Origin of the sequence: Streptomyces reniochalinae, assembly GCF_003323735.1 — a bacterium.
Taxonomy (GTDB): Bacteria; Actinomycetota; Actinomycetes; order Streptomycetales; family Streptomycetaceae; genus Streptomyces; species Streptomyces reniochalinae.
This window is the reverse complement of sequence record NZ_QOIM01000042.1, coordinates 343,763-364,573: the sequence shown is the minus strand read 5'-3', so window position 1 is coordinate 364,573 and position 20,811 is coordinate 343,763. Positions and strand designations below refer to the sequence as shown.

21 protein-coding genes are annotated in these 20,811 nt (G+C 72.9%); 10 read left to right on the top strand and 11 right to left on the bottom strand.

Annotated elements, in window-relative coordinates:
* The first annotated feature begins 10 nt into the window (after positions 1 to 10).
* The 3 genes from DQ392_RS26970 to DQ392_RS26960 all read left to right on the top strand — a co-directional run bounded on the left by DQ392_RS26970 (position 11) and on the right by DQ392_RS26960 (position 2,311).
* On the top strand, positions 11 to 811 hold the full coding sequence (locus tag DQ392_RS26970; protein WP_114018304.1) for a metal ABC transporter ATP-binding protein: 801 nt from the start codon (positions 11 to 13) through the stop codon (positions 809 to 811).
* Positions 808 to 1,788: a metal ABC transporter permease gene (locus DQ392_RS26965; protein ID WP_245982022.1), complete on the top strand. Its 981-nt coding sequence runs from the start codon at positions 808 to 810 to the stop codon at positions 1,786 to 1,788. Before DQ392_RS26970 ends, DQ392_RS26965 begins: the two co-directional genes overlap by 4 nt.
* A 109-nt stretch (positions 1,789 to 1,897) precedes the next feature.
* A complete protein-coding gene (locus DQ392_RS26960; RefSeq protein ID WP_114018303.1) occupies positions 1,898 to 2,311 on the top strand; it encodes a Fur family transcriptional regulator in 414 nt (137 codons plus the stop codon).
* A 23-nt stretch (positions 2,312 to 2,334) separates the two neighbouring features.
* On the opposite strand, the gene DQ392_RS26955 is transcribed toward DQ392_RS26960, so the two are convergent.
* Entirely contained in the window at positions 2,335 to 3,105 is a 771-nt protein-coding gene (locus DQ392_RS26955; RefSeq protein WP_114018302.1) for a TetR/AcrR family transcriptional regulator, read from the bottom strand.
* Between the two features lie 110 nt (positions 3,106 to 3,215).
* Between DQ392_RS26955 and DQ392_RS26950 the strand changes: the two genes are divergently transcribed.
* Positions 3,216 to 4,166, top strand: a complete 951-nt coding sequence (locus DQ392_RS26950) for an ATP-binding cassette domain-containing protein (protein ID WP_114018301.1) — start codon at positions 3,216 to 3,218, stop codon at positions 4,164 to 4,166.
* A complete protein-coding gene (locus DQ392_RS26945) occupies positions 4,159 to 4,905 on the top strand; it encodes an ABC transporter permease (RefSeq protein WP_114018300.1) in 747 nt (248 codons plus the stop codon). Before DQ392_RS26950 ends, DQ392_RS26945 begins: the two co-directional genes overlap by 8 nt.
* Positions 4,906 to 4,976: 71 nt before the next feature.
* On the opposite strand, the gene DQ392_RS26940 is transcribed toward DQ392_RS26945, so the two are convergent.
* Positions 4,977 to 5,624, bottom strand: a complete 648-nt coding sequence (locus DQ392_RS26940) for a TetR family transcriptional regulator (protein ID WP_114018299.1) — start codon at positions 5,622 to 5,624, stop codon at positions 4,977 to 4,979.
* A 116-nt stretch (positions 5,625 to 5,740) separates the two neighbouring features.
* Between DQ392_RS26940 and DQ392_RS34600 the strand changes: the two genes are divergently transcribed.
* Both DQ392_RS34600 and DQ392_RS26935 read left to right on the top strand, forming a co-directional pair.
* On the top strand, positions 5,741 to 5,902 hold the full coding sequence (locus tag DQ392_RS34600; protein ID WP_181856597.1) for a hypothetical protein: 162 nt from the start codon (positions 5,741 to 5,743) through the stop codon (positions 5,900 to 5,902).
* Positions 5,903 to 5,993: 91 nt separating this feature from the next.
* Positions 5,994 to 6,281: a DUF4190 domain-containing protein gene (locus DQ392_RS26935; RefSeq protein ID WP_114018298.1), complete on the top strand. Its 288-nt coding sequence runs from the start codon at positions 5,994 to 5,996 to the stop codon at positions 6,279 to 6,281.
* A gap of 19 nt (positions 6,282 to 6,300) precedes the next feature.
* Here DQ392_RS26935 and DQ392_RS26930 read toward each other — a convergent pair whose 3' ends face one another.
* The 8 genes from DQ392_RS26930 to leuA form a co-directional block, all read right to left on the bottom strand.
* A complete protein-coding gene (locus tag DQ392_RS26930; RefSeq protein WP_114018297.1) occupies positions 6,301 to 7,134 on the bottom strand; it encodes an isoprenyl transferase in 834 nt (277 codons plus the stop codon).
* A gap of 50 nt (positions 7,135 to 7,184) precedes the next feature.
* Positions 7,185 to 7,943: a DNA repair protein RecO gene (gene recO, locus DQ392_RS26925; protein ID WP_114018296.1), complete on the bottom strand. Its 759-nt coding sequence runs from the start codon at positions 7,941 to 7,943 to the stop codon at positions 7,185 to 7,187.
* A 57-nt stretch (positions 7,944 to 8,000) separates the two neighbouring features.
* Positions 8,001 to 8,801 (bottom strand): response regulator, encoded by an 801-nt coding sequence (locus DQ392_RS26920; protein WP_114018295.1) that lies wholly within the window; start codon positions 8,799 to 8,801, stop codon positions 8,001 to 8,003.
* Positions 8,798 to 10,090, bottom strand: a complete 1,293-nt coding sequence (locus tag DQ392_RS26915) for a sensor histidine kinase (protein WP_245982087.1) — start codon at positions 10,088 to 10,090, stop codon at positions 8,798 to 8,800. Before DQ392_RS26915 ends, DQ392_RS26920 begins: the two co-directional genes overlap by 4 nt.
* Positions 10,091 to 10,374: 284 nt before the next feature.
* Positions 10,375 to 11,661 carry an MFS transporter gene (locus tag DQ392_RS26905; RefSeq protein WP_245982020.1) on the bottom strand — a complete coding sequence of 429 codons (1,287 nt, stop codon included), beginning with the start codon at positions 11,659 to 11,661 and terminating at the stop codon, positions 10,375 to 10,377.
* On the bottom strand, positions 11,658 to 13,040 hold the full coding sequence (locus tag DQ392_RS26900) for a GH1 family beta-glucosidase (protein WP_114018292.1): 1,383 nt from the start codon (positions 13,038 to 13,040) through the stop codon (positions 11,658 to 11,660). Before DQ392_RS26900 ends, DQ392_RS26905 begins: the two co-directional genes overlap by 4 nt.
* 101 nt (positions 13,041 to 13,141) lie before the next feature.
* Positions 13,142 to 13,810: a TerB family tellurite resistance protein gene (locus DQ392_RS26895; protein ID WP_114018291.1), complete on the bottom strand. Its 669-nt coding sequence runs from the start codon at positions 13,808 to 13,810 to the stop codon at positions 13,142 to 13,144.
* A gap of 195 nt (positions 13,811 to 14,005) precedes the next feature.
* On the bottom strand, positions 14,006 to 15,805 hold the full coding sequence (leuA, locus tag DQ392_RS26890) for a 2-isopropylmalate synthase (RefSeq protein WP_245982017.1): 1,800 nt from the start codon (positions 15,803 to 15,805) through the stop codon (positions 14,006 to 14,008).
* A 383-nt stretch (positions 15,806 to 16,188) separates the two neighbouring features.
* On the opposite strand from leuA, the gene DQ392_RS26885 reads away from it, so the two are divergent.
* Together DQ392_RS26885 and DQ392_RS26880 are read left to right on the top strand one after the other, a co-directional pair.
* Positions 16,189 to 17,286 carry a M4 family metallopeptidase gene (locus DQ392_RS26885; protein ID WP_114018290.1) on the top strand — a complete coding sequence of 366 codons (1,098 nt, stop codon included), beginning with the start codon at positions 16,189 to 16,191 and terminating at the stop codon, positions 17,284 to 17,286.
* Positions 17,287 to 17,352: 66 nt separating this feature from the next.
* Positions 17,353 to 17,628 (top strand): protealysin inhibitor emfourin, encoded by a 276-nt coding sequence (locus DQ392_RS26880; RefSeq protein ID WP_114018289.1) that lies wholly within the window; start codon positions 17,353 to 17,355, stop codon positions 17,626 to 17,628.
* Positions 17,629 to 17,655: 27 nt separating this feature from the next.
* On the opposite strand, the gene DQ392_RS26875 is transcribed toward DQ392_RS26880, so the two are convergent.
* Positions 17,656 to 18,456, bottom strand: a complete 801-nt coding sequence (locus DQ392_RS26875; RefSeq protein WP_114018288.1) for an HAD family acid phosphatase — start codon at positions 18,454 to 18,456, stop codon at positions 17,656 to 17,658.
* A gap of 1,121 nt (positions 18,457 to 19,577) precedes the next feature.
* Here DQ392_RS26875 and DQ392_RS26865 point away from each other — a divergent pair.
* Positions 19,578 to 20,696 (top strand): carbohydrate kinase family protein, encoded by a 1,119-nt coding sequence (locus DQ392_RS26865; protein WP_114018650.1) that lies wholly within the window; start codon positions 19,578 to 19,580, stop codon positions 20,694 to 20,696.
* The last annotated feature ends 115 nt before the right edge of the window (positions 20,697 to 20,811 follow it).

Here is a 20,811-nt window from a genome sequence, read left to right as displayed (position 1 = left end):
GACGGAAGGCATGACGACGAAGCCGACGGCGGGCCGTGACGGGCCGGCCGTAGCCGAGGACCCGCCCGCCGTGGCACTGCGCGGGGCGACCGCCTCACTGGGCGGGCGGCCCGTGCTGCGCGGCGTGGACCTGACGGTGGCGCGCGGCGAGACGGTCGCGCTGCTGGGGGCCAACGGCTCGGGCAAGTCCACCACCATCCGCGCCGTCCTCGGCCAGGTGCCGCTCACCGGCGGCACGCTGGAGCTGTTCGGCACCCCCTTCGCCCGCTTCCGCCGCTGGCAGCGGCTCGGCTACGTACCGCAGCGCTCCACGGCTGCGGCCGGGGTCCCGGCGACCGTGCGCGAGGTCGTGGCGGCCGGCCGGCTCGCCCGGCGCCGCTTCGGACCGCTCGGCCGCGAGGACAAGGCCGCCGTGCGGCACGCCCTCGAACAGGTGGGCATGGCCGAGCGGATCAAGGACCCGGTGGACGCGCTCTCCGGCGGCCAGCACCAGCGGGTGCTGATCGCCCGCGCGCTGGCCGCCGAGCCCGAACTGCTGATCATGGACGAGCCGCTGGCGGGGGTGGACGTCGGCAACCAGGAGGCGCTGGCCGACACGCTGCGCCGGCAGGTGGAGGAGGGCACCTCCGTGCTGCTGGTGCTGCACGAGCTGGGCCCGCTCGCCCCGCTCATCGACCGGGCCGTGGTGCTGCGCGACGGGCAGGTCGAGCGGGTGGACGATCCCGACCGGCTGCACGACCTGGCCTGCCACCCGCACGGCGCCGAACCCGCCGAGGCCGCACCGAAGATCGAGACGGGGCTGCTCTCATGATCGAGATGCTGAACTTCGCCTTCATGCAGCGCGCGCTGCTCGCCGCGCTGCTCGTGGGCATCGCCGCGCCCGCCGTGGGCATCTACCTGGTGCAGCGGCGTCAGGCCATCATGGGCGACGGCATCGGGCACGTCGCGCTGACCGGTGTCGCGCTCGGCTTCCTGCTGAACAGCAACCCGGTGTGGATGGCCGTACTCGTCTCGTCGCTGGGTGCCGTCGCGATGGAGCTGATCCGCTGGTACGGCAAGGCCCGCGGCGACATCGCGCTGGCCATGCTGTTCTACGGCGGCATGGCGGGCGGCGTCATGATCATCAACCTCGCCCCGAACGGGTCCAACGCCAACCTGACCACGTACCTGTTCGGCTCCATCACCACCGTCTCCGCCGAGGACATCGTCGCCATCGTCGGCCTGTCGGTCTTCGTGCTGCTCGTCTCTCTCGGCCTGCGCCGTCAGCTGTTCGCGATCTGCCAGGACGAGGAGTTCGCGCGGGTCACCGGGCTGCCCGTGCGGCTGCTGAACCTGCTGCTGGCCGTGACGGCGGCGGTGACGGTCACCGTGGCGATGCGGGTCGTCGGGCTGCTGCTGGTCAGCGCGCTGATGGTGATTCCGGTGGCCGCCGCCCAGCAGGCCACCCGGGGATTCGCGGCCACTTTGGGGCTCTCGGTCGGCTTCGGCGTCGTCGTCACCCTCTCGGGGACGGTGACCTCCTACTACGTCGACGTGCCGCCGGGGGCCAGCATCGTCGTCCTGGCCATCGTCCTGTTCGGCGTCGTCACCGCGCTGGCCGCGCCGCTGGCCCGGCGGCGCTTCCGGGCCACGCATCCCGGCGGCACCGGCGGGAAGGACTCCCGAGAGGACTTCCGGGGGGAGGGAGAGGACGCCCTGGAGGCGGACGGCGGCGAGGCCGCCGCCGGCGCCCGTGGCGGTGTGCGCACCGACAGTGCGGCCGGTACGGACCGTCCTACCAGGGTGTAATACCCGCGCTCCGGGTTCGCCTGGCACAATGGGTCCTCGCGAACGCCGTGCAGCATCGGAGCCCCCGCCCGGCGACTCCCCGGAGCCGACGAACGTAAGGAGCCAGAGCGTGACCACCGCAGGTCCCCCTGTACGCGGCCGGTCGACCCGGCAGCGCGCCGCCGTCTCCGCCGCGCTCGCAGAGGTCGAGGAGTTCCGCAGCGCCCAGGAACTGCACGACATGCTCAAGCACCGGGGCGATTCGGTGGGGCTCACCACGGTCTACCGCACCCTCCAGTCCCTCGCCGACGCCGGCGAGGTCGACGTGCTGCGCACGGACGAGGGTGAGGCCGTCTACCGCCGCTGCCACAGCGACGACCACCACCATCACCTGGTCTGCCGCGCCTGCGGCAAGGCCGTCGAGGTAGAGGGCCCCGCCGTCGAGAAGTGGGCCGCCTCGGTGGCCGCCGAGCACGGCTTCGTCGACGTCGGCCACACGGTCGAGATCTTCGGCACCTGCGGGGAGTGCGCCACGGGACGGTAGCGCCGTCAGGTCCTCGCGCCCGGTCACGCCCGGCGTTCGATGAGGGCCTGTGTCCCGTCCAGCACCAGGGCCAGGCCGAACTCGAAGTCGGCGCTGCCCTCGCCCTCCTCCTCGAAGGCGGTGTCCACCTCGCCCGAGGCGAACATCTCCTTGATCGCGGGGAAGTCACCGGCCGCGGTCAACTGCGTCAGCAGGCGCCAGTAGCGGGGCTCCAGTTCCTCCCAGTCGGCGCCGCCCTCCCCGCGCGCCGCCTCGGCGATGTCCGCGGTCAGGGAGACGCTGCTGCGGACGTAGCCGTTGAGCGTAATGAGCACGCCCAGCTTCTCCTCCGCGTCGAGCCCCGTACCGCGCAGGCACCCCAGCGCCAGCTCCATCCACTCCACGCTGTGGGGGCTCAGCGGCGGGGTGCTGATCGGGATGCGGACCATCCACAGGTGGCGGGTGAGCACGTCCCGGTGCGCCCGGGCCCAGTGCTCCAGCCCCGCGCGCCAGCCGGCCCCGGGCCCGGGGCCGGGCGGCGGGGTGCCGGCCGCTTCGTCCTCCATGAGGATCAGCAGGTCGTTCTTGCCCTCGACGTAGCGGTAGAGCGCCATCGTGGAGACGCCGACCTCCGTGGCGACGCGGCTCATGGACACGGCGCCCAGCCCCTCGGCGTCGGCGACCGCGATGGCCGCCCGCACGATCCGCGCCACGTCCAGACCGCGCGCCGGGCCTCTGCCAGGGCGCTCGCGCAGGCCCCAGGCGGCTGCCACTCCGGCCGGGAGACCGTTCTGTGCGGTGCGCTGCTTCGCCATTTCCCGCCTTCCGCTTGCTTCCTGACCCCCGGGACGTGTATAGCATACGCTGTAACGTATACGGCATACGCAGTAGCGCGTATGGGATACACAGGAGAGGGGGGCCTGCCGTGACTGTCACGCGACCACGCCCTGAAGCCGACTGGGCGATCGAGGCCCGGGGGCTGAGCAAGGCGTACGGCTCCGTGTCCGTACTCGAAAACCTGGACCTGCGGGTCCGGCGCGGCAGCGTCTACGCGCTGCTCGGGCCGAACGGAGCGGGCAAGACCACCACCGTGCGCATCCTCGCCACGCTGACCCGCCCCGACGCGGGACAGGCGAGCGTCGCGGGCCACGACGTGGTCACCGAGCGGTCGCGGGTACGCCGCGCCATCAGCCTGACCGGGCAGTACGCGGCGCTCGACGAGGACCAGACCGGGCGCGAGAACCTGCGCATGATGGCGGCGCTGCGCGGCCACTCACGCAGGGCCGCCGCCCGCCGCGCCGACCAGCTCCTGGAGCGGTTCGCTCTCACCGAGGCGCGGGGCCGCCGGGTCGCCACCTACTCGGGCGGCATGCGGAGGCGGCTGGACATCGCGGCGGGCCTCGTCGGCGACCCCGAGGTGGTCTTCCTCGACGAGCCGACCACGGGGCTCGACCCGCGCAGCCGCCGCACGATGTGGAAAGCGGTCGGAGCGCTCACGGCGGCCGGCGTCACCGTCCTGCTCACCACGCAGTACCTGGAGGAGGCCGACCGGCTCGCCGACCGCGTGGCCGTGCTCGACGGGGGCCGTGTGATCGCAGAGGGCTCCCCCGCCGAGCTGAAGAAGACCGTCGCGGCCCAGCGCCTCGACCTGACCATGGCGGGCCACGAGGCGTACGAGGCGATGGCCGCGCGCCTGGCCGGGCGGCTGCTGCACAAGGCGCCGGAGGAACTGCTGCTGGGCGTCGCGACGGACGGCAGCGCCGCGCACGTGCGGGCCCTGCTCGACGAACTGGACCCCGCGCGCGCCGAGGTGGAGCGCTTCGCCCTGCACACTGCCACGCTCGACGACGTCTTCTTGGAGCTGACCCATGAGTGAGTACGCCGTCCTCGCGAGCCGGTCCGTCCGGCTGACCCGCCGCAACCCGGACGCCGTGATCACGGCCCTGGTGCTGCCGGTGCTGCTGATGCTGGTGTTCGTCTACTTCTTCGGCGGCGCCATCGAGACGAGCACCGGAAAGTACGTCACCTACGTGGCACCCGGCGTGCTCATCCTGTGCGCGGGCTACGGCGCGTCCATGACGGCCACCACCGTCTCGAACGACATGACGGGCGGCATCATCGACCGCTTCCGCTCGATGGACACCAGCAGCACCGCCGTACTGGCCGGGCACGTGGCCGCCAGCGTGGCCCGCAACGCGGCGGCCACGGCGGCCGTTTTGGGCGTCGCCTTCGCCATCGGCTTCCGCCCGCACGCCGGGACCGGCCAGTGGCTGGCCGCCGTCTGCATCCTGCTCGCCTACATCACCACCCTCTCCTGGCTCGGCGCGGCGGCGGGCCTGCTGGCCAAGACCCCGGAGGCAGCGAGCGGCTTCACGTTCGTGATGCTCTTCCTGCCCTACCCCAGCAGTGCCTTCGTGCCGGTCGAGACGATGCCGGCGTGGCTGCACGGCTTCGCCGACAACCAGCCGGTGACCCCCGTCATCGAATCCCTGCGCGGGCTGCTGCTGGACCAGCCGACCGGCAACAGCCCCTGGCTCGCCCTGGCGTGGTGCGGCGGACTGCTCGCGGTCACCCTGCCGGCGTGCGCGGCGCTGTACCGCAGGCGTACCGCCTGACGAGCGCTCCGCCTGCCCCGCGGATCCGGCGAGCGGGGACGGCGGGCGGCGGGCGGCGGCAGGAGCGGGGGTCACGCGTCGGAGATCTGTCCTGACGTCGTCCAGTGGCGGCGGCCCAGGCTGATGAGGCGGAGCTGGCGGCGGGCCGTGTGCGCGACCGTCTCGGACGCGGGGCCCTCGCCCTGGGCGGCCTCCAGGAACGCGGAGGCCGTCATCACCATGTTGTCGACGTACGTCTCCCCCAGCATGCGCAGGTCCTCGGCGCTCCAGCCGCGGGAGACCTCGTCCTCGGCCAGCAGCCTGGCCACCTCCGCGGCGAAGCGGTCGAGTTCGGCGGCGATGGCGGTGCGGACGGCGGCCACCCCGCCGTGCCGCTCGCTGGCCACGAACCGGATGTGCTCGGGGTGCGCCCGCACGTAGGCGGCGATGGCGCCGACGAGGTGGTCGATGCGCTCGGCGTCCTCGGTGTGCTCGGTCAGCCCGCTCCGTATCACCTCGTGCAGGCTGCCGAGCGACTCCTCGACGAGGGCGACGCCGAGATCGGAGACGTCGCGGAAGTGCCGGTAGAACGCCGCGGGTGAGATGCCCACGGCCCGGGTGATCTCCCGCAGGCCGAGGCTGCTGAGGCTCTGCTCCTTGAGCAGACCGAGGCCCGCGTCGAGCAGGGCGCGGCGCGTCCTGGCCTTCTGGAGGTCCCGCTGCGAGGGGGTGGTGCTCATGGGTTCAGTAAACAGTTGTGTGCCGGACGCCGCAATGGGGTACTCTCAGATTCAGTGAACAGTTGTCACCACACTTGTTCACTGGAATTGCCGTACCCGTTCGGAGAGAGGGACACATGCTCTTCCTCGTCGCAGCGTTCCTCCTGCTCGGCGTCCTGGTGGGCCCACCCGCGCACCTGCCGCCGGCCGTGAGCCTGACCGCAGCCGCGGTCATCGCCGCCTGGCTGCTCGTCTTCGCCGTGCGCGAGCACCACCGCCGCCACAGGCGACACAGCTGAGGCCCAAAGACCCCGGGTCCCGCAGACACCGGCCACCGGGGCACCGGGCCGCTCGGCCCGAGCCCCGTCAGACCAAGGAGCTGAGCCGACCATGAGCACGACGAGCACCACCCCCCACGCACTGACCAAGGGCCGCACCCGCCGGGCCGACGCGAACGACATGGCCGTGGCCTCGTTCGTGATGGGCCTGGTCGGACTGCTGGTCTTCAACATCGTCCTGGGCCCCTGCGCCCTGGTCCTCGGCGGACTGGCACTGGCCCGCCACACCACCAGGCCCCGCCGCGCCCTGCTCGGCCTCGCCCTCGGCGCCGCCGACCTGATCGTGCTGGCAACCCTCGTGACCACCGGCGGCACGGTCTCCTGGAACTTCGCGGGCTAGCCCCGCCCGCGGCGCCCGCTCAGGGCTTGCCCGACGCGGCCGCTCCGCCCTCGTTCGGCAGGGCGCCGCCGAAGCGCCGGTCGCGCTGGGCGTACTCCAGGCAGGCCGCCCACAGGTCGCGCCGGTCGAAGTCCGGCCACAGCACGTCCTGGTAGACCATCTCCGCGTAGGCGCTCTGCCAGATCAGGTAGTTGGAGGTGCGCTGCTCCCCCGAGGGGCGCAGGAAGAGGTCCACGTCCGGCATGTCGCGGTAGTACAGATACTTCGCGAACGTCTTCTCGTTGACCTTCGACGGGTCGAGCCGGCCCGCGGCGACCTCCTCGGCGATGGCACGCGCCGCGTCCGCGACCTCGGCGCGGCCGCCGTAGTTGACGCAGAAATACAGCGTCATCGCGTCGTTGTCCCTGGTCTGCTCCTGGGCGACCTGCAACTCCTGGACGACCGACTTCCACAGCTTCGGCATCCGGCCCACCCAGCGGATGCGGATGCCCAGGGCGTCCATCTCGTCGCGGCGCCGGCGGATCACGTCCCGGTTGAAGTTCATCAAGAAGCGCACCTCTTCCGGTGAACGCTTCCAGTTCTCCGTCGAGAACGCGTACAGCGACAGGTTCTTGACGCCCATCTCCAGGCAGCCCTTGAGGACGTCCATCACGACGCCCTCACCGACCTTGTGCCCCTCCGTGCGCGGCAGACCCCGCTGCTTGGCCCACCGGCCGTTGCCGTCCATGACGACCGCCACATGCCCCGGGACGAGCTCACCCGGGATCTTGGGCGGCCTGGCCCCCGACGGATGCGGCTCGGGCGCCTGGTACTCGCGCTGCTGCGACCAGGACAGCATTCCGCGGCGTGCCATTCGGTACTCATCTCCAGCGGGCGGGCAAGGGGCAGCTGACCCGCCCGAGCCTAACCGTTCGACGCCTGCCGCACGTACCGCAAGGAGCGCAGCCCCCGCTCCAGGTGCCAGTGCAGATACGCCGAGACCAGCCCCGAGCCCTCCCGGCAGTGCCGCCGCTCGGCGGCGTCCGCCGTCTCCCAGTCGCCCGTCAGCAGGGCGCCCAGCAGCCGCAGCGCCTCCGGGGACGGGACGACGCTGCCCGGGACGCGGCAGTCGCCGCACACCACACCGCCCGAGGCCACCGAGAAGAACCGGTTGGGCCCGGGCATTCCGCACTTGGCGCAGTCCGCGAAGCTGGGGGCGTAGCCGCCCATGGCCAGGGAGCGCAGCAAGAAGGCGTCCAGCACCAGGTCCGCGCCGTGCTCGCCGGAGGCGAGGGTGCGCAGCCCGCCCACCAGCAGCAGGTACTGCTGCACGTTCGGCTCGCCCTCGTGGTCGGTGAACCGCTCGGCCGTCTCCAGCATGGCCGTCCCCGCGGTGTAGCGGTCGTAGTCCGCGACGATGCCCCGGCCGTACGGGGCGATCGTCTCCGTCTGGGTGCACAGCGGCAGGCCGCGCCCCACGAGATCGCTGCCCCGCGCGAAGAACTGCACGTCCACGTGGCTGAACGGCTCCAGCCGCGCCCCGAACTTCGACTTCGTCCGCCGCACCCCGCGCGCCACCGCGCGCACCCGCCCGTGCCCCCGAGTGAGCAACGTGATGATGCGGTCGGCTTCGCCGAGTTTCTGCGTGCGCAGAACAATCCCGTCGTCGCGGAACAAGCTCACACGACCACCGCCGCGTCCGGGGAAGAGCACATGGGGCCATTGTCCCGTACCGGGGTGTCAGTCGGGTGGCTGTGGGGCGGCTCCCGGGGTGACGAGGCCCGATTCGTAGGCGGCGATCACCAGTTGTGCGCGGTCGCGCACGGAGAGCTTTCCCATGATGCGGCTCACATGGGTCTTGGCCGTCAGGGGGGACAGGGCGAGGGCGTGGGCGATCTCGGCGTTGTTGTGGCCGCGCGCCACCAGGGCGAGGACCTCGCGTTCCCGTGCGGAGAGCACGTCCAATGCGCCGGGGGCGGGCTCGGCGCGGTCCGCACTGTCGCCGGGCTCCGGTGTGCGCAGCACGCGGGCGATCAGCCGGGCCGTGGGCCCCGGCGACAGGAGGGAGTCGCCTGCGGCGACGGTGCGGATCGCGTCGAGCAACTCGGCGGGCCTGGTGTCCTTGACGAGGAAGCCGGAGGCCCCGGCGCGCAGGGCCTCGACGACGTGCTCGTCGGTGTCGTACGTCGTCAGGACGAGGACCTTGACCTGGTCGAGGTCGCCGGCGGCGGCGATCAGCCGGGTGGCCTCGATGCCGTCCAGATCGGGCATGCGGATGTCCATGACGACCAGGTCGGCGTGTGCCGACCTGGCCAGCGCGACGGCCTCGCGTCCCGTGCCGGCCTCCCCGACGACGGTCATGCCCGGCGCTGAGGCGATGAGCATGGCGAAGGCGGAGCGCACGAGTGTCTGGTCGTCGGCGAGGACGATCCGCAGGGGGGTGCCGGCGCCGCGCGGTGCGTCCGGCGTTCTCCCACTCGCCGACGCGCTCGTCGAGGCGCTCGCCGACGCACTCGCCGAGGCGTGTGTCTGGCCGCTCATCGAGGTTCCTTCCTCCCAAGGGCGTGGTCGGTGGACGGAGAGGGGGGCGGGGAGGGGGTGAGCCGCGCGGGCAGCAGGGCGGTCACCGCGAATCCGGCGCCGCCGGTGCGTGGCCTGGCTTCGAGGGTGCCGCCGACGCTGCGGGCCCGCTCCCGCATGCCGACGATGCCGAACCCTCCCCCGTCCCCGGCCTGTTCGGTGGCGGCTGCCCGGGTGCCCGCGGCGCCGCCGTCGTCGACGACGCTCACCCGCAGCGCGGAGCCGGCGCTCTCCACCGCGGCCCGCACGCCGACGGAGGCCCCGGCGTGGCGTACGGCGTTGGTCAGTGCCTCCTGGACGATGCGGTAGGCGGCGGCTCCGACCGCGGGCTCGGGCGCGAGGTCGTACGCGCCGCGGGTCACGGACAGTTCGACGTGGGCGCCCGCGTCGCACGCCGCCCGTGCCAGATCGGGCAGTGAGGACAGTCCCGGCAGCGGTTCCCTGCCGTCGGCGTCGCCGGCGCGCAGCACCTCCAGCGTGGTCCTGAGTTCCGTGCGGGCACCGCGGCAGGTGTCATAGATGCCGTCGAGCGCCTTGGCGACGGCTTCGCGGTCGAGCCGGTCGGGGTCGGCGACGAGCACGTGTGCGGCCACCGAGGTCTGCACGCCGATCAGGGTGATGCTGTGGGCGAGCAGGTCGTGCAGGTCGCGTGCGATGCGCAGCCGTTCCTGGACGACGCGGCGCGCGGCTTCCTCCTCGCGGGTGCGCTCGGCCCTCTCGGCGCGCTCGACCACGGCGGCGACGTAGTTGCGGTGGATGCGGATGGCTTCACCGACCAGGACGCACACCACCAGCCACCCGGAGGAGCGCAGCATCTCGCCCAGTTGGCGGGTGGCGCCGAGGCCGCCCATCACCGTCGCCATGATGCCGACGAGTACGCCGAGCGTGGTGAAGGTGCGCCACGGGGGTCCGGCGGCGGCCATGGAGTACAGGGCGACGAGGGCCGCGGGTACCGCCGCCGAGTGGGAGAAGTCCTGGGCGTGGTAGGGGCCGACACACGCGATGATCACGGCGACGGTCAGCCACGGCGCCCTGCGCCTCAGGGCGAGGACGGCGCCGGAGCAGGTGAGCAGCGCCCAGCCCGCCGCCGTGGGGGTGTGCCCGTCGGAGGGCGGCGCGCCCGCTGCCATGGCGGTCTGGGCCAGGCACATGCCCAGCGCGAGCAGCAGGTCGTTCCGGGCGACGGGCACCGAGGGGCTCCGGGGCCGCAGGACGCGGTCCATGACGGTGTTCATCGGGTCCCGTGGCATCCGCACACGCCCAATCCTGCGCCAGGCCGCGAGGGTTGGGGCAGCCGGGGGTGCCGTCCGCGGCCGGCGGGGCTAGGTCGTGTCTTCAAAGTCCCGCCTGCCTGGCGGCGCCTGGCACGCACGCTCGCGGCGTTGTCGTCGGTCGCCGCTTCCCCCAGGGCTCGGCTTCGCTCGCCCCGGGAGGTGCCCCCACGCAGGGACTCCCTCCTCCGCCTTGCGAGCGCACGCACCAGACACCGCCAGGCCCGCCCTCCGGGCGGACGCCGCTACTTTGAAGACACTCCCTAGCGGACTCCGCGGATGCGGAGCACCAGGAGGGCGCCGGCGAGGCCGATGGCGGCGGAGGTGAGGTAGAGGGTCGGGTAGCCGCCCGCGTGGGTGACCAGGGGTGCGGCCAGCGCGGGGGCTGCGACCTGGGGCAGGGAGTTGGCGATGTTGATGACGCCCAGGTCCTTGCCGCGGTCGAGGGCGGCGGGCAGCACGTCCGCCATGAGGGCGAAGTCGACGGAGGTGAAGACGCCGAAGCCGACACCGAGCAGGGCGGCCGCGCACAGGGCTCCCGTCCAGGTCTGCCAGCAGGCCAGCAGCGCCGCGGCGGCGGCCATCACGACGCCGGCCCACAGGACGAAGGGTTTGCGCCGCCCCGCGCGGTCGGACCAGAGGCCGCCGGCCACGACGGTGGCCAGCAGCAGCGCGGCGTTGACGGCGGTCAGGACGAGGACCCCGTCCCCGGGGGCGGCGACGTGCAGTTCGTCGCGCAGGTAGTACAGCAGGTACAGCAGTGCCAGCGCGTTGCCGAGGTTGACCAGGAAGCGGGTCAGCCAGGCCCAGCCGAAGTCGGGGTGGGCGCGCGGGCTGATCCAGAAGCCGCGGGTGAACCCCCGCCAGGTGAACGCGGGCCGCAGCGCGGGCGGCAGCGGTGTGTCCTGGCGCAGCAGCACGTACGGGCCTACGGCGAGCACGGTGAACAGCGCGCAGGCCAGGTAGCCGGCGGTGAGGCCGCCCGCGGCCATGGCCAGGCCGGTGCCGAGGACGACGCCGAGGGTCTGGGAGACGCCCAGCCAGCCGCCGACGGCGCCGCGCTGCCCGACCGGTACCCGGTCGGGCACGGCGGCGACCAGGGCGGCGAAGGTGGCGTTGAGCGCGAGCTGTACCAGGCACCAGCCCAGCACCATCGCCGTCATGTTCCGCGCGAGCGCGAGGACCACCAGGCCCGCGCCGCCGCCGGCCGCGCCCGCGACGATCCACGGGATGCGCCGCCCCCAGCGGGAGGTGGTGCGGTCGGAGAGGGCGCCGAAGAGGGGGTTGGCGGCCAGGGAGACGGCGGCGCCGATGCCCGTCACCCAGGCCAGTACGGACTCCTTGCCCCACCCCGCGGGGGCCAGTTCGGCCGCCTGGAGGGCGAGGAGCACCTGGAGGGGCCCGTACCAGCCCACCCATACCGAGCCGTTGGCCAGGGAGAGCGCTGTCGTCCAGCGCGGGGTGACCGGCGCGGTGGGCTCGGCGAGGGGCCCGGCGGCGGGGCCGGCGGGGCCGCCGGCCGCTCCGGACAAAGGGGGGACGACCGTCACCGGCCGGCCTCACGCCCCGGTGGGCGCTGGGCGCGCAGCGCGTCCCGCAGCCAGCGGAAGGAGTCCTTGGGTGTGCGGCGGCCCGTCGCGTAGTCGACGTGGACGAGCCCGAAGCGCTGCTCGTACCCTTCGGCCCACTCGAAGTTGTCCAGCAGCGACCAGACGAAGTAGCCGCGGACGTCGGCTCCCTCTTCGAGGGCCGCGTGCAGCTCGCGCAGGTGTGCGTCGTGGAAGGCGATCCTGCGGGTGTCGGCCACCGGTTCGGGGTAGGCGCAGCCGTTCTCCGTGACGAGGACGGGAGGCAGTCGCTCGCCGTACCTCTCGCGCAGGGTCCGCAGGGTTTCGCCGAGCCCTTCGGGGACAACGGCCCATCCGAATCCGGTGCGCTCCTTGCCGGGTATCTCCCTGATGCCGAAGGGCAGTTCGGCGGGCATGCCGATGCCGGCGAACTCGTCCGCCTGGGTGTGCGGGTCGGGGGCGCCCACGAGGGTGGGCTGGTAGTAGTTGACGCCGTACCAGTCCAGGGAGCCGCCGATCAGGTCGAGGTCGTCGGCGACGGGTCCCGGCAGCATGGCGGCCAGCCCTTCGTCGGGGTAGCGGCCCAGCAGCAGCGGTTCGGTGAACAGCCGGTTGGTGAGCAGGTCGTAGAGCGCCGCCGCGCCGGTGTCCTCCTCGCTGGAGGACACCGGCCAGACGGGCCCGTGCGAGTTGGCGACGCCGAGGGAGCGCACGCCGCGGGCGCGCAGCGCGCGGGCGGCGAGGCCGTGGCCGAGCAGTTGGTGGTGGGCGGCGGGCAGCGCGTCGAACAGCAGCCTCTTGCCGGGTGCGTGTTCGCCGAGGCCGTAGCCGAGGAGGGTGAGCTCGGCGGGTTCGTTGAGCGTGATCCAGCGGGTGACGCGGTCGGCGAGGCGGGCGGCGACCACGTCGGCGTAGTCGGCGAACCGCTGTGCGGTGTCCCGCTCCAGCCAGCCGCCGCGCTCCTCCAGTGGCAGCGGCGTGTCCCAGTGGAAGAGGGTGGGCACCGGCTCGATGCCCGCGGCGCACAGCGCGTCGACGAGCGCGTCGTAGAAGTCGAGCCCCGGCGCGTTGACCGCTCCCTTGCCGGCGGGCAGGACGCGGGGCCAGGAGACGGAGAACCGGTAGGCGCCCACGCCCAGCTCCCGCAGGAGTGCGACGTCCTCGCGCCACCGGTGGTAGTGGTCGGTGGCGACGGCGGCGTCGCTGCCGTCCTTGATCCGGCCCGGCTGCCGGGTGAAGGCGTCCCAGGCGGAGGGGCCCCGCCCGTCCGCCTCCGCGCCCCCCTCGATCTGGAAAGCGGAGGTCGACGTACCCCACAGGAACCCGTCGGGAAAGGCAGGCAGCGGCTGATGGCTCGTCATACGGCCAACTCATCAGCGCGGGCGTGCACCCGTCAATACTCGTGCGTAACAACGGTGTTGGCGTCCCGCCCGGCGGGACGGGGCCCCGTGCCGCGGCGGGGTCAGGAGGGGGTGTGCGCCTGGGCGAGCAGCCGGTCCACGTCCTGCGTGCCGATCCGCAGGGCCTGCCCGACGGTGGTGAGCACGTCGCGCTCGGCCGCGCAGTACACCCCGTCGGCGAGCGCGATCCGCGCGCCTTGGAGCAGCAGGCTCTCGCGGCCCGGCACGGCCAGGTGCGGGGCGAGCGGGGCGAGCACCTCGTGCAGTTCGATCTCCCGGGACACCGGGGTGGGATCGCCTGGACCGCTCTCTTGCGTGAGCGCGGCGAGCAGCGTCATCAGCTCTTCCTCGCGGCAGCCGGGGAAGCCGGCCGCGCGCACCGTCTCCACCGCCGTCTCGCGCACGGCACGCGCCTGGGCGCCGCCGGCGGCCAGCACGGCCAGCGCCACGCTGTGCACGGCCTCGCGGAGCATGGTGGCGAGCCGGTCCGTGGTGGGGTGGTCGAGCGCGCCGACGGCGAAGTGGCCGCGGCAGGCGACGCATTCGACGACGGGCCCGGCCGGCCCGCGGGGGATCAGCGGGACGCCCAGGAGCACGAAGCGGCGCCTGCCCGTGCGTCTGCGGTAGCGGCGGTCACCTCCGCAGCCGGGGCAGAAGAAGTCGCCGTCTTCGAGGGTGCGCCAGCTCGTGCGGACCCCTGCGAGACGTACACGGAAGGGTCGTTGGCGCATGGCCTCGCACCTCCATCACGATTCGGCAACGTCGCCGGATGGACGTGATGTTAACCACAGTCGTGCGGTGGAGTCAGCCCCACGGCCGACGATTCGCTCCCGCGCCGCGGTTTTCGGCCGCTGCCGAGGCGGCGGCCCGGTCCCCTGCCGGGAGCCGACAAGCGGCTCCCAGCAGGGGTTTCGGCCGCATCACCCTCAGCGGTAGGCGCGGTTGACCGCCGAGACGGCTGCCTTGATCGAAGCGCGCACGATGTTGGCGTCGATGCCCACGCCCCACAGCACCTGCCCGTCGATGGCGCACTCGATGTAGGCGGCGGCCTGGGCACCGACGCCCTCGCTCATGGTGTGCTCCACGTAGTCGAGCAGCCGCACGTCCACGTCCAGCGCGTGCAGCGCGTCGAAGAAGGCGGCCAGCGGGCCGTTGCCGGTACCGCTGAGGGTCACCGGTTCGCCGTCCACGACGGCTTCGACGGTGAGCGCGTCGGCGCCCTCGCTCGTCGCGGACGTCTGCGCACCGCGCAGCGCGATGCGGCCCCAGCTCTTCTCGGGCGTGGGCAGGTACTCGTCCTGGAAGACCTCCCAGATGTCGCCGGGGGTCACCTCGCCGCCGTCCGCGTCGGTCTTCTCCTGGATGATCCGGGAGAACTCCACCTGCATGCGGCGCGGCAGGTCCAGGCTGTGCTCCCCCTTGAGCACGTAGGCGATGCCGCCCTTGCCCGACTGCGAGTTGACCCGGATGACGGCCTCGTAGGAGCGGCCCACGTCCTTGGGGTCGATGGGCAGGTAGGGGACGGCCCACTCGATGTCGTCCACCGTCTTGCCCGCCTGCGCCGCGCGGGCCTCCATGGCCTCGAAGCCCTTCTTGATGGCGTCCTGGTGGGAGCCGGAGAAGGCCGTGTAGACCAGGTCGCCCACGTACGGGTGGCGCGGGTGGACCTCCATCTGGTTGCAGTACTCGTAGGTGCGGCGGATCTCGTCGATCTGCGAGAAGTCGATCATCGGGTCGACGCCCTGGCTGAGCAGGTTCATCCCCAGGGTCACCAGGTCGACGTTGCCGGTGCGCTCGCCCTGCCCGAACAGGCACCCCTCGACGCGGTCGGCGCCCGCCATCACGGCCAGCTCGGCGGCGGCCACGGCGGTGCCGCGGTCGTTGTGCGGGTGCACGGACAGGCAGACGTGCTCGCGCCGCGACAGGTGGCGGCCCATCCACTCGAACCGGTCGGCGTGGGTGCTGGGCGTGGAGCGCTCGACGGTGGCGGGCAGGTTGAGGATGATCTCGCGGCCCTCCTCCGGCTGCCACACGTCCATGACGCCCTCGCAGACCTCCAGCGCGAAGTCCAGCTCGGTGTCGGTGAAGATCTCGGGGCTGTACTGGTAGCCGAAGACGGTGCGGTCGTCCAGCAGCTTCTCGGCGTACTCCAGCACCAGCCGGGTGCCGTCCACGGCGATCTGCTTGACCTGGTCGCGGGTGCCGCGGAAGACGACCTCGCGGAAGACGGGGGCCGTCGCGTTGTACAGGTGGACGGTGGCGTGGTGGGCGCCCTTGAGCGACTCGACGGTGCGCTCGATCAGCTCCTCACGGGCCTGGGTGAGGACGGAGATCGTCACGTCCTCGGGGATCGCGCCCTCCTCGATGATGGAGCGCACGAAGTCGAAGTCCGTCTGGCCCGAGGAGGGGAATCCGACCTCGATCTCCTTGTAGCCCATGCGCACCAGCAGGTCGAACATCTCGCGCTTGCGGGCCGGGGACATCGGGTCGATCAGCGCCTGGTTGCCGTCGCGCAGGTCGGTCGACAGCCAGCGGGGCGCCCTGGTGATCCGGTTGCCCGGCCAGGTGCGGTCGGGGATGTCGACGGCCTCGTACTGCCCGTACTTGTGGACCGGCATGCCGGAGGGGCGCTGGCGTACCGAGGCGGCGGTGATCGGGGTGGCGCGGCTGATGGGCGAGCGCGGTGAACCGTCTGCCCGAGTGTCCTGGTCGGCTTGGGATGTCATGACGCGAAGGCTCCTGCGGATGTCTCGCCGCCCGCAGGGTCCGCCGAGGTGATGAGGCTCGGACGGGGACGCGTTCGCGGGCAAGAGGCGAAGGTTTCGTAAGGACCGACGACAGCATCGAACTCCGCGGGGAGGGGGTCGGCCTTGCGGTGGCTACAGACCCTCGCCGCGGCAGCTAAGAAGAAGCAGCCCGAAACGCATGATGTCAGCAGCATAACGGAGGCCCGCCGTGCCCACAGAGGCGTATCACCATGCGGGATACCGGAGAGCAGCGGCGCCACAGGCGCGAAAGGGACGTTTCAGCGTCCCGTTCACCACCATTTCGCGGGAAATCATGGCAGCCAGTGGTGACAGGATGGTGACTCAGTGCCACATTGCTTTCTATGAAGTCACACCGCGCGCGCTCCCCGCAGACCCACCCCGTCTTCTGCACGATCGTGCCCCCACACCTCCTCGACCAGGTATCGATCCACGGCGACGACCTCTTCTCACGGCCCGCCCGGCGCACCCTGGAGCTGGACGCGACCCAGCGCACCCGACGCCAGATCACTACCGTGCGTAACGGACTGCTCGCGGCGGCGCGTTCCGCAGCCGACGTCGACCCCGCCGAGCGGAAGCCGCAGCGCACCATCTACGACGCGGAGCACACCCAGCAGCTCCCCGGCACCAAGGTCCGCGAGGAGGGCGCCGCGCCCTCCCAGGACGCCTCCGTCAACCGCGCCTACGCCGCACTGGGCGCCACCTTCGAGCTCTACCTCAGCGTCTACGACCGCTGGTCCATCGACGGCGCCGGCCTGCCGCTGACCGCCAGCGTCCACTACGGCGAGGAGTACAACAACGCCTTCTGGGACGGCGAGCAGATGGTCTTCGGCGACGGCGACGGGGAGGTCTTCCGCGACTTCACGCTGCCCGTCGACGTCATCGGCCACGAGCTGACTCACGGGGTGACCCAGTACACCGCCAACCTGGAGTACCTCGGCCAGTCCGGGGCGCTCAACGAGTCGGTCTCCGACGTGTTCGGCTCCCTGATCAAGCAGCACAGCCTCGGCCAGAGCACCCAGGAGGCCGACTGGCTGATCGGCTCGGGGCTGTTCACCGACCAGGTCGAGGGCGAGGCGCTGCGCTCGATGAAGGCGCCCGGCACCGCGTACGACGACGACGTCCTGGGCAAGGACCCGCAGCCGGCGACCATGGACGACTACGTGAACACCAGCTCGGACAACGGCGGGGTGCACATCAACTCCGGCATCCCCAACCACGCCTTCTACAAGCTGGCCGTCGACCTGGGCGGCAACGCCTGGGAGCGGGCGGGACAGATCTGGTACGACACCCTCACCGGCGGCACCCTGAAGGCCGACACCGACTTCGCCGCCTTCGCCAAGGCGACCGCCGAGGCCGCCAAGTCCCGCTACGGCGACGGCAGCGACGAGTTGGAGGCGGTACGCAAGTGCTGGTCCGAGGTGGGTGTGGAAGGAGCCTGACCACGCGTTCGTAAAGCCGGCCGCCCAAGCCTTAACGTGCGGCCGGATGGCCGGGAAGATGGAAGCATGCGTATCACCGTCATCCGCACGGGTGGCTTCGGCGGACTCACCCGCCGGGCCACCCTCGAGACCACCGGACGGCCCGACGCCGACGAGGTCGCCTCCCTGGCCGACCGGGCACTGCGTGAGGGACTCAGCGAGGCCCCCATGGGGGTACCCGACGGGTTCCACTACGAGCTCGACGTCGAGGGCGGTGCCCACGGCACCGCCCACTTCGCCGACCCCAAACTCACCGAGGCGCAGGCCGCGCTGGTGAGAAAGGTCCTCAAGGAAGGAGCCTGACCCCGCGGGCGGGCCGCGGCGGCTCCGCTACGGGAGGTAGTACATCGGGTTCGGCAGCTTGACCTCGCGGGCGGCGTGACCGCCCGCGAGGTCGCTGTACTGGTCCCCGAAGTTGGCGAGGATGTCGTACCCCTGGTCCTCGATGTGGGCGCGGGTGCCCGACTTGTACTCGACCGTCGTGCAGTCGCTTCCGCACTCCAGGTAGGCGGGCGGGTTCTTCTCGTCCTTGAGGAAGAAGTGCTCCTTGTCGACGGGCATGTCGTACCCCGCCTTCTCCAGGTTCCGCACGCTCCAGTCCCGCTGGTACTCCGCGCGCCCGGTCACCAGGAAGACGGTGACCCCCTTGCCGTGGGCCCAGTTGACGAGCTTGCGCATGCCGAAGACCGGCGCCATGTCCTCGGTTCGCAGGTAGTCGTCCTGCGCCTCGGTGCTGAAGTTGTAGCCGATGCGGCGCTCGAAGTTGTAGGTCAGCAGCGTGGTGTCGTCCACGTCCAGGACGATGGCCGGCTTCCCGCCCCGGTGACCGCCCCGGTGGTGCCCGTGCCCGCGCAGGTCCCGCTCGATGTCCTTACGGGCCTTCGCCGCGATACCGCGCGTCTGCTTGGCGTAGTTGCCGCGCGGAGAGGCGTAGTGCTCGCCGTCCTCCGTCTCGATGTCGCCGTAGTACGCCTCGATCTTCGTCTTCACCTGGTCGAGGTTGGGAATCTCCTTGTCGCTCCTGGGCACCGCGTGCTCCGCGGTGGCCTGACCGACCCCGAAGAACGCCGTACCGGCGAGGGCTGCGACGGCCACGAGAGGCAGGACGGTGCGGACGGACCGACGGGACATACCGGCTCCAGAGAAGGCGGGGGCTTGAGGAACCCCGGGACCGTAGCAGTGCCGCCAAGTCCTTATCTACGCGCGGAGATTCAACAGTGGGCAAAAACCGCGCGGGCGACGGCGGGTCCGCCCGGCGCCGGAGGACGCGGTCACCCTCGTCACCGCGCTCGCCACCGAGCCCACCGTCGCGTCGGCGCCGGCCCGCCACGACGCGGAGCGCCCCCGCAGCCGGCCGGTGGCACGCGCCGTGCCGGCCGGATGGGCGGGCAACTCGCCCACCCGCCGGCCGTCGCCCTGCGCGACACGGCCCTGAGGCCGGCCCCTCCCGCGCGAGCGTCCGCGCCGTCCCGCGTCACGCCGCCTGGACACCCCCGCGACTGGGTGTGAAGCAGCGCGCGCGGCCCCGGGGCGCGAGCACCGGCGCCCTGGAGAGCCCGTCCCGCGCCGGGGCGTCGGCGCGGGTACGCAGGCACTATCGTCGGTGGCACGCTGCGGCGGGCGTTCCGCATGGCGGCGGGCGTGCGGCGCCACGGGGGCGTTCGGCCTTCGTGGCGGGCGCTTCCCGCCCTCGCGAGCGGCCCGGCCCGTGGCGGGCGTTCCGCGCCATGGCGGGACGGGGACGGTGAGTTGACGGAGAAGGCACGGTGAGCACGGTGAGCACGCGCAGGAGCCCCGAGTCCGGCCCGTCGGCATCAGGCGGCCACGACCGGCCGCCGCTGCCCGGACAGCCGGGCTCCGACGGCCCGCAGCCGCCCCGGACGCGAGCGGGCGCGCGCCGGCCTGAGCAGCCGGCGCCGGGCGACGAGCCGGTGCCCGGCCCCGCGTCGGTGCCCGACGGTGAGCGGCCGGAGCCCGTCCGTGACCCCGCGCACGCCCGTGGACCGGCGCACGGCCGCCCACAGTCGGTGCCCGGCGGCGGGCACCCGGCCTCCGGCGGCGAACAGCCGGTCTCCAGCCGCGAGCCGACGCCGCCCCACCCGGGGCGACCGGCCCCCGACGGCGGACAGGCGCCGCCCCGCGACGGACAGGCGCCGCCCTGCGGTGAGCAGCCGCCGGCGCGGGGCGCGGGGGCGACCGGGGGTGGGCTCACGCATCCGTGGCAGGCGCCCCGGGCCGCGCTCTCGCGGCCGTTGCTCGATCCCCTGGCCGCGAGGCGCGCGCCGGACGGGCCTTCCCGGGACGTGTATCTGACGGGGACGGTCTTCCTCGACATCATCTTCACCGGGCTCGACTCGGCTCCGGTGCGCGGCACCGAGTCGTGGGCGCGGGGCATGGGTTCCTCCCCCGGCGGCATCGCCAACATGGCCACCGCGCTCGCCCGGCTGGGGCTCCGTACGTCGCTCGCCGCGGCGTTCGGCGACGACATGTACGGCGACTACTGCCGGGAGGAGCTGGAAGCCGGCGAGGGCATCGACCTGTCGCTGTCCCACACCGTGCCCGGCTGGCACTCGCCCGTCACCGTCTCGATGGCGTACGAGGGCGAGCGGACGATGATCTCGCACGGGCACGAGGCGCCGCCGCGGAAGGCGGGGGCCCCGGAGGGCGCGGGGTCGCACGGCGGTGCCTACGACCCGGAGGCGCCGGAGTGCCCGCCGCCCTCCGCCGCGTGCGTGTCGTCGCTGGTCCCCGGCCGCGCCCAGGAGTGGATCGCGGCGGCGGCGCGGCGCGGGAGCCGGATCTTCGCGGACGTCGGCTGGGACGAGACCGGCCGCTGGGACCTCGCGGCGCTGGCCGAGCTGCCCCACTGCGAGGCGTTCCTGCCGAACGCGGTCGAGGCGATGCGCTACACCGGCACCGAGTGCCCGCGCGCCGCCGCGCACGCCCTCGCTCAGTACGTGCCGCTCGTCGTGGTGACGCTGGGTGCCGAGGGGGCGTACGCCGTCGACGCCCGTACCGGAGAGGCGGCCCACGTGCCCGGGGTGGCCGTGGAGGCGCTGGACACGACCGGTGCGGGGGACGTCTTCGTCGCCGGTTTCGTCACCGGCAGCCTGGCGGGCTGGCCGCTCGCCGACCGGCTCGCCTTCGCGGGGCTGACCGCCGCGCTGTCCGTGCAGGAGTTCGGCGGCTCGCTGTCCGCGCCCGGCTGGCCCGAGATCGCCGCCTGGTGGCGCGGCGTGGGCGCGCGCGGGCCGCACCGCACGCGCTATGCCTTCCTCGAACGGATCCTCGCCGGGTGCGCGGCGTCGGCTCCGCCACGGCGGGCGGTCCCCACGCTGGGCTTCCGGCCACCGGAGCAGCCCCCGGGCTGACCCGGCCTGGCGCACGGCCCCCCTCCTGGACGTACGCGCCCCTGAGAGCGCCGGGGACAGTCGTCGGCCTCGCTGAGCGAGCGGGGCCCGCCACGCTGATGTCCGCGATCGGCCA

What these genes read in the sequence shown, in the direction of transcription:
- DQ392_RS26970 (WP_114018304.1), top strand. Translation starts at nt 11, where the DNA reads ATGACGACGAAGCCGACGGCGGGCCGTGACGGGCCGGCCGTAGCCGAG.
- DQ392_RS26965 (WP_245982022.1), top strand. Translation starts at nt 808, where the DNA reads ATGATCGAGATGCTGAACTTCGCCTTCATGCAGCGCGCGCTGCTCGCC.
- DQ392_RS26955 (WP_114018302.1), bottom strand. Translation starts at nt 3,105, where the DNA reads ATGGCGAAGCAGCGCACCGCACAGAACGGTCTCCCGGCCGGAGTGGCA.
- DQ392_RS26945 (WP_114018300.1), top strand. Translation starts at nt 4,159, where the DNA reads ATGAGTGAGTACGCCGTCCTCGCGAGCCGGTCCGTCCGGCTGACCCGC.
- DQ392_RS26940 (WP_114018299.1), bottom strand. Translation starts at nt 5,624, where the DNA reads ATGAGCACCACCCCCTCGCAGCGGGACCTCCAGAAGGCCAGGACGCGC.
- DQ392_RS34600 (WP_181856597.1), top strand. Translation starts at nt 5,741, where the DNA reads ATGCTCTTCCTCGTCGCAGCGTTCCTCCTGCTCGGCGTCCTGGTGGGC.
- DQ392_RS26935 (WP_114018298.1), top strand. Translation starts at nt 5,994, where the DNA reads ATGAGCACGACGAGCACCACCCCCCACGCACTGACCAAGGGCCGCACC.
- DQ392_RS26930 (WP_114018297.1), bottom strand. Translation starts at nt 7,134, where the DNA reads ATGGCACGCCGCGGAATGCTGTCCTGGTCGCAGCAGCGCGAGTACCAG.
- DQ392_RS26920 (WP_114018295.1), bottom strand. Translation starts at nt 8,801, where the DNA reads ATGAGCGGCCAGACACACGCCTCGGCGAGTGCGTCGGCGAGCGCCTCG.
- DQ392_RS26915 (WP_245982087.1), bottom strand. Translation starts at nt 10,090, where the DNA reads ATGCCACGGGACCCGATGAACACCGTCATGGACCGCGTCCTGCGGCCC.
- DQ392_RS26900 (WP_114018292.1), bottom strand. Translation starts at nt 13,040, where the DNA reads ATGACGAGCCATCAGCCGCTGCCTGCCTTTCCCGACGGGTTCCTGTGG.
- DQ392_RS26895 (WP_114018291.1), bottom strand. Translation starts at nt 13,810, where the DNA reads ATGCGCCAACGACCCTTCCGTGTACGTCTCGCAGGGGTCCGCACGAGC.
- leuA (WP_245982017.1), bottom strand. Translation starts at nt 15,805, where the DNA reads ATGACATCCCAAGCCGACCAGGACACTCGGGCAGACGGTTCACCGCGC.
- DQ392_RS26885 (WP_114018290.1), top strand. Translation starts at nt 16,189, where the DNA reads ATGAAGTCACACCGCGCGCGCTCCCCGCAGACCCACCCCGTCTTCTGC.
- DQ392_RS26880 (WP_114018289.1), top strand. Translation starts at nt 17,353, where the DNA reads ATGCGTATCACCGTCATCCGCACGGGTGGCTTCGGCGGACTCACCCGC.
- DQ392_RS26875 (WP_114018288.1), bottom strand. Translation starts at nt 18,456, where the DNA reads ATGTCCCGTCGGTCCGTCCGCACCGTCCTGCCTCTCGTGGCCGTCGCA.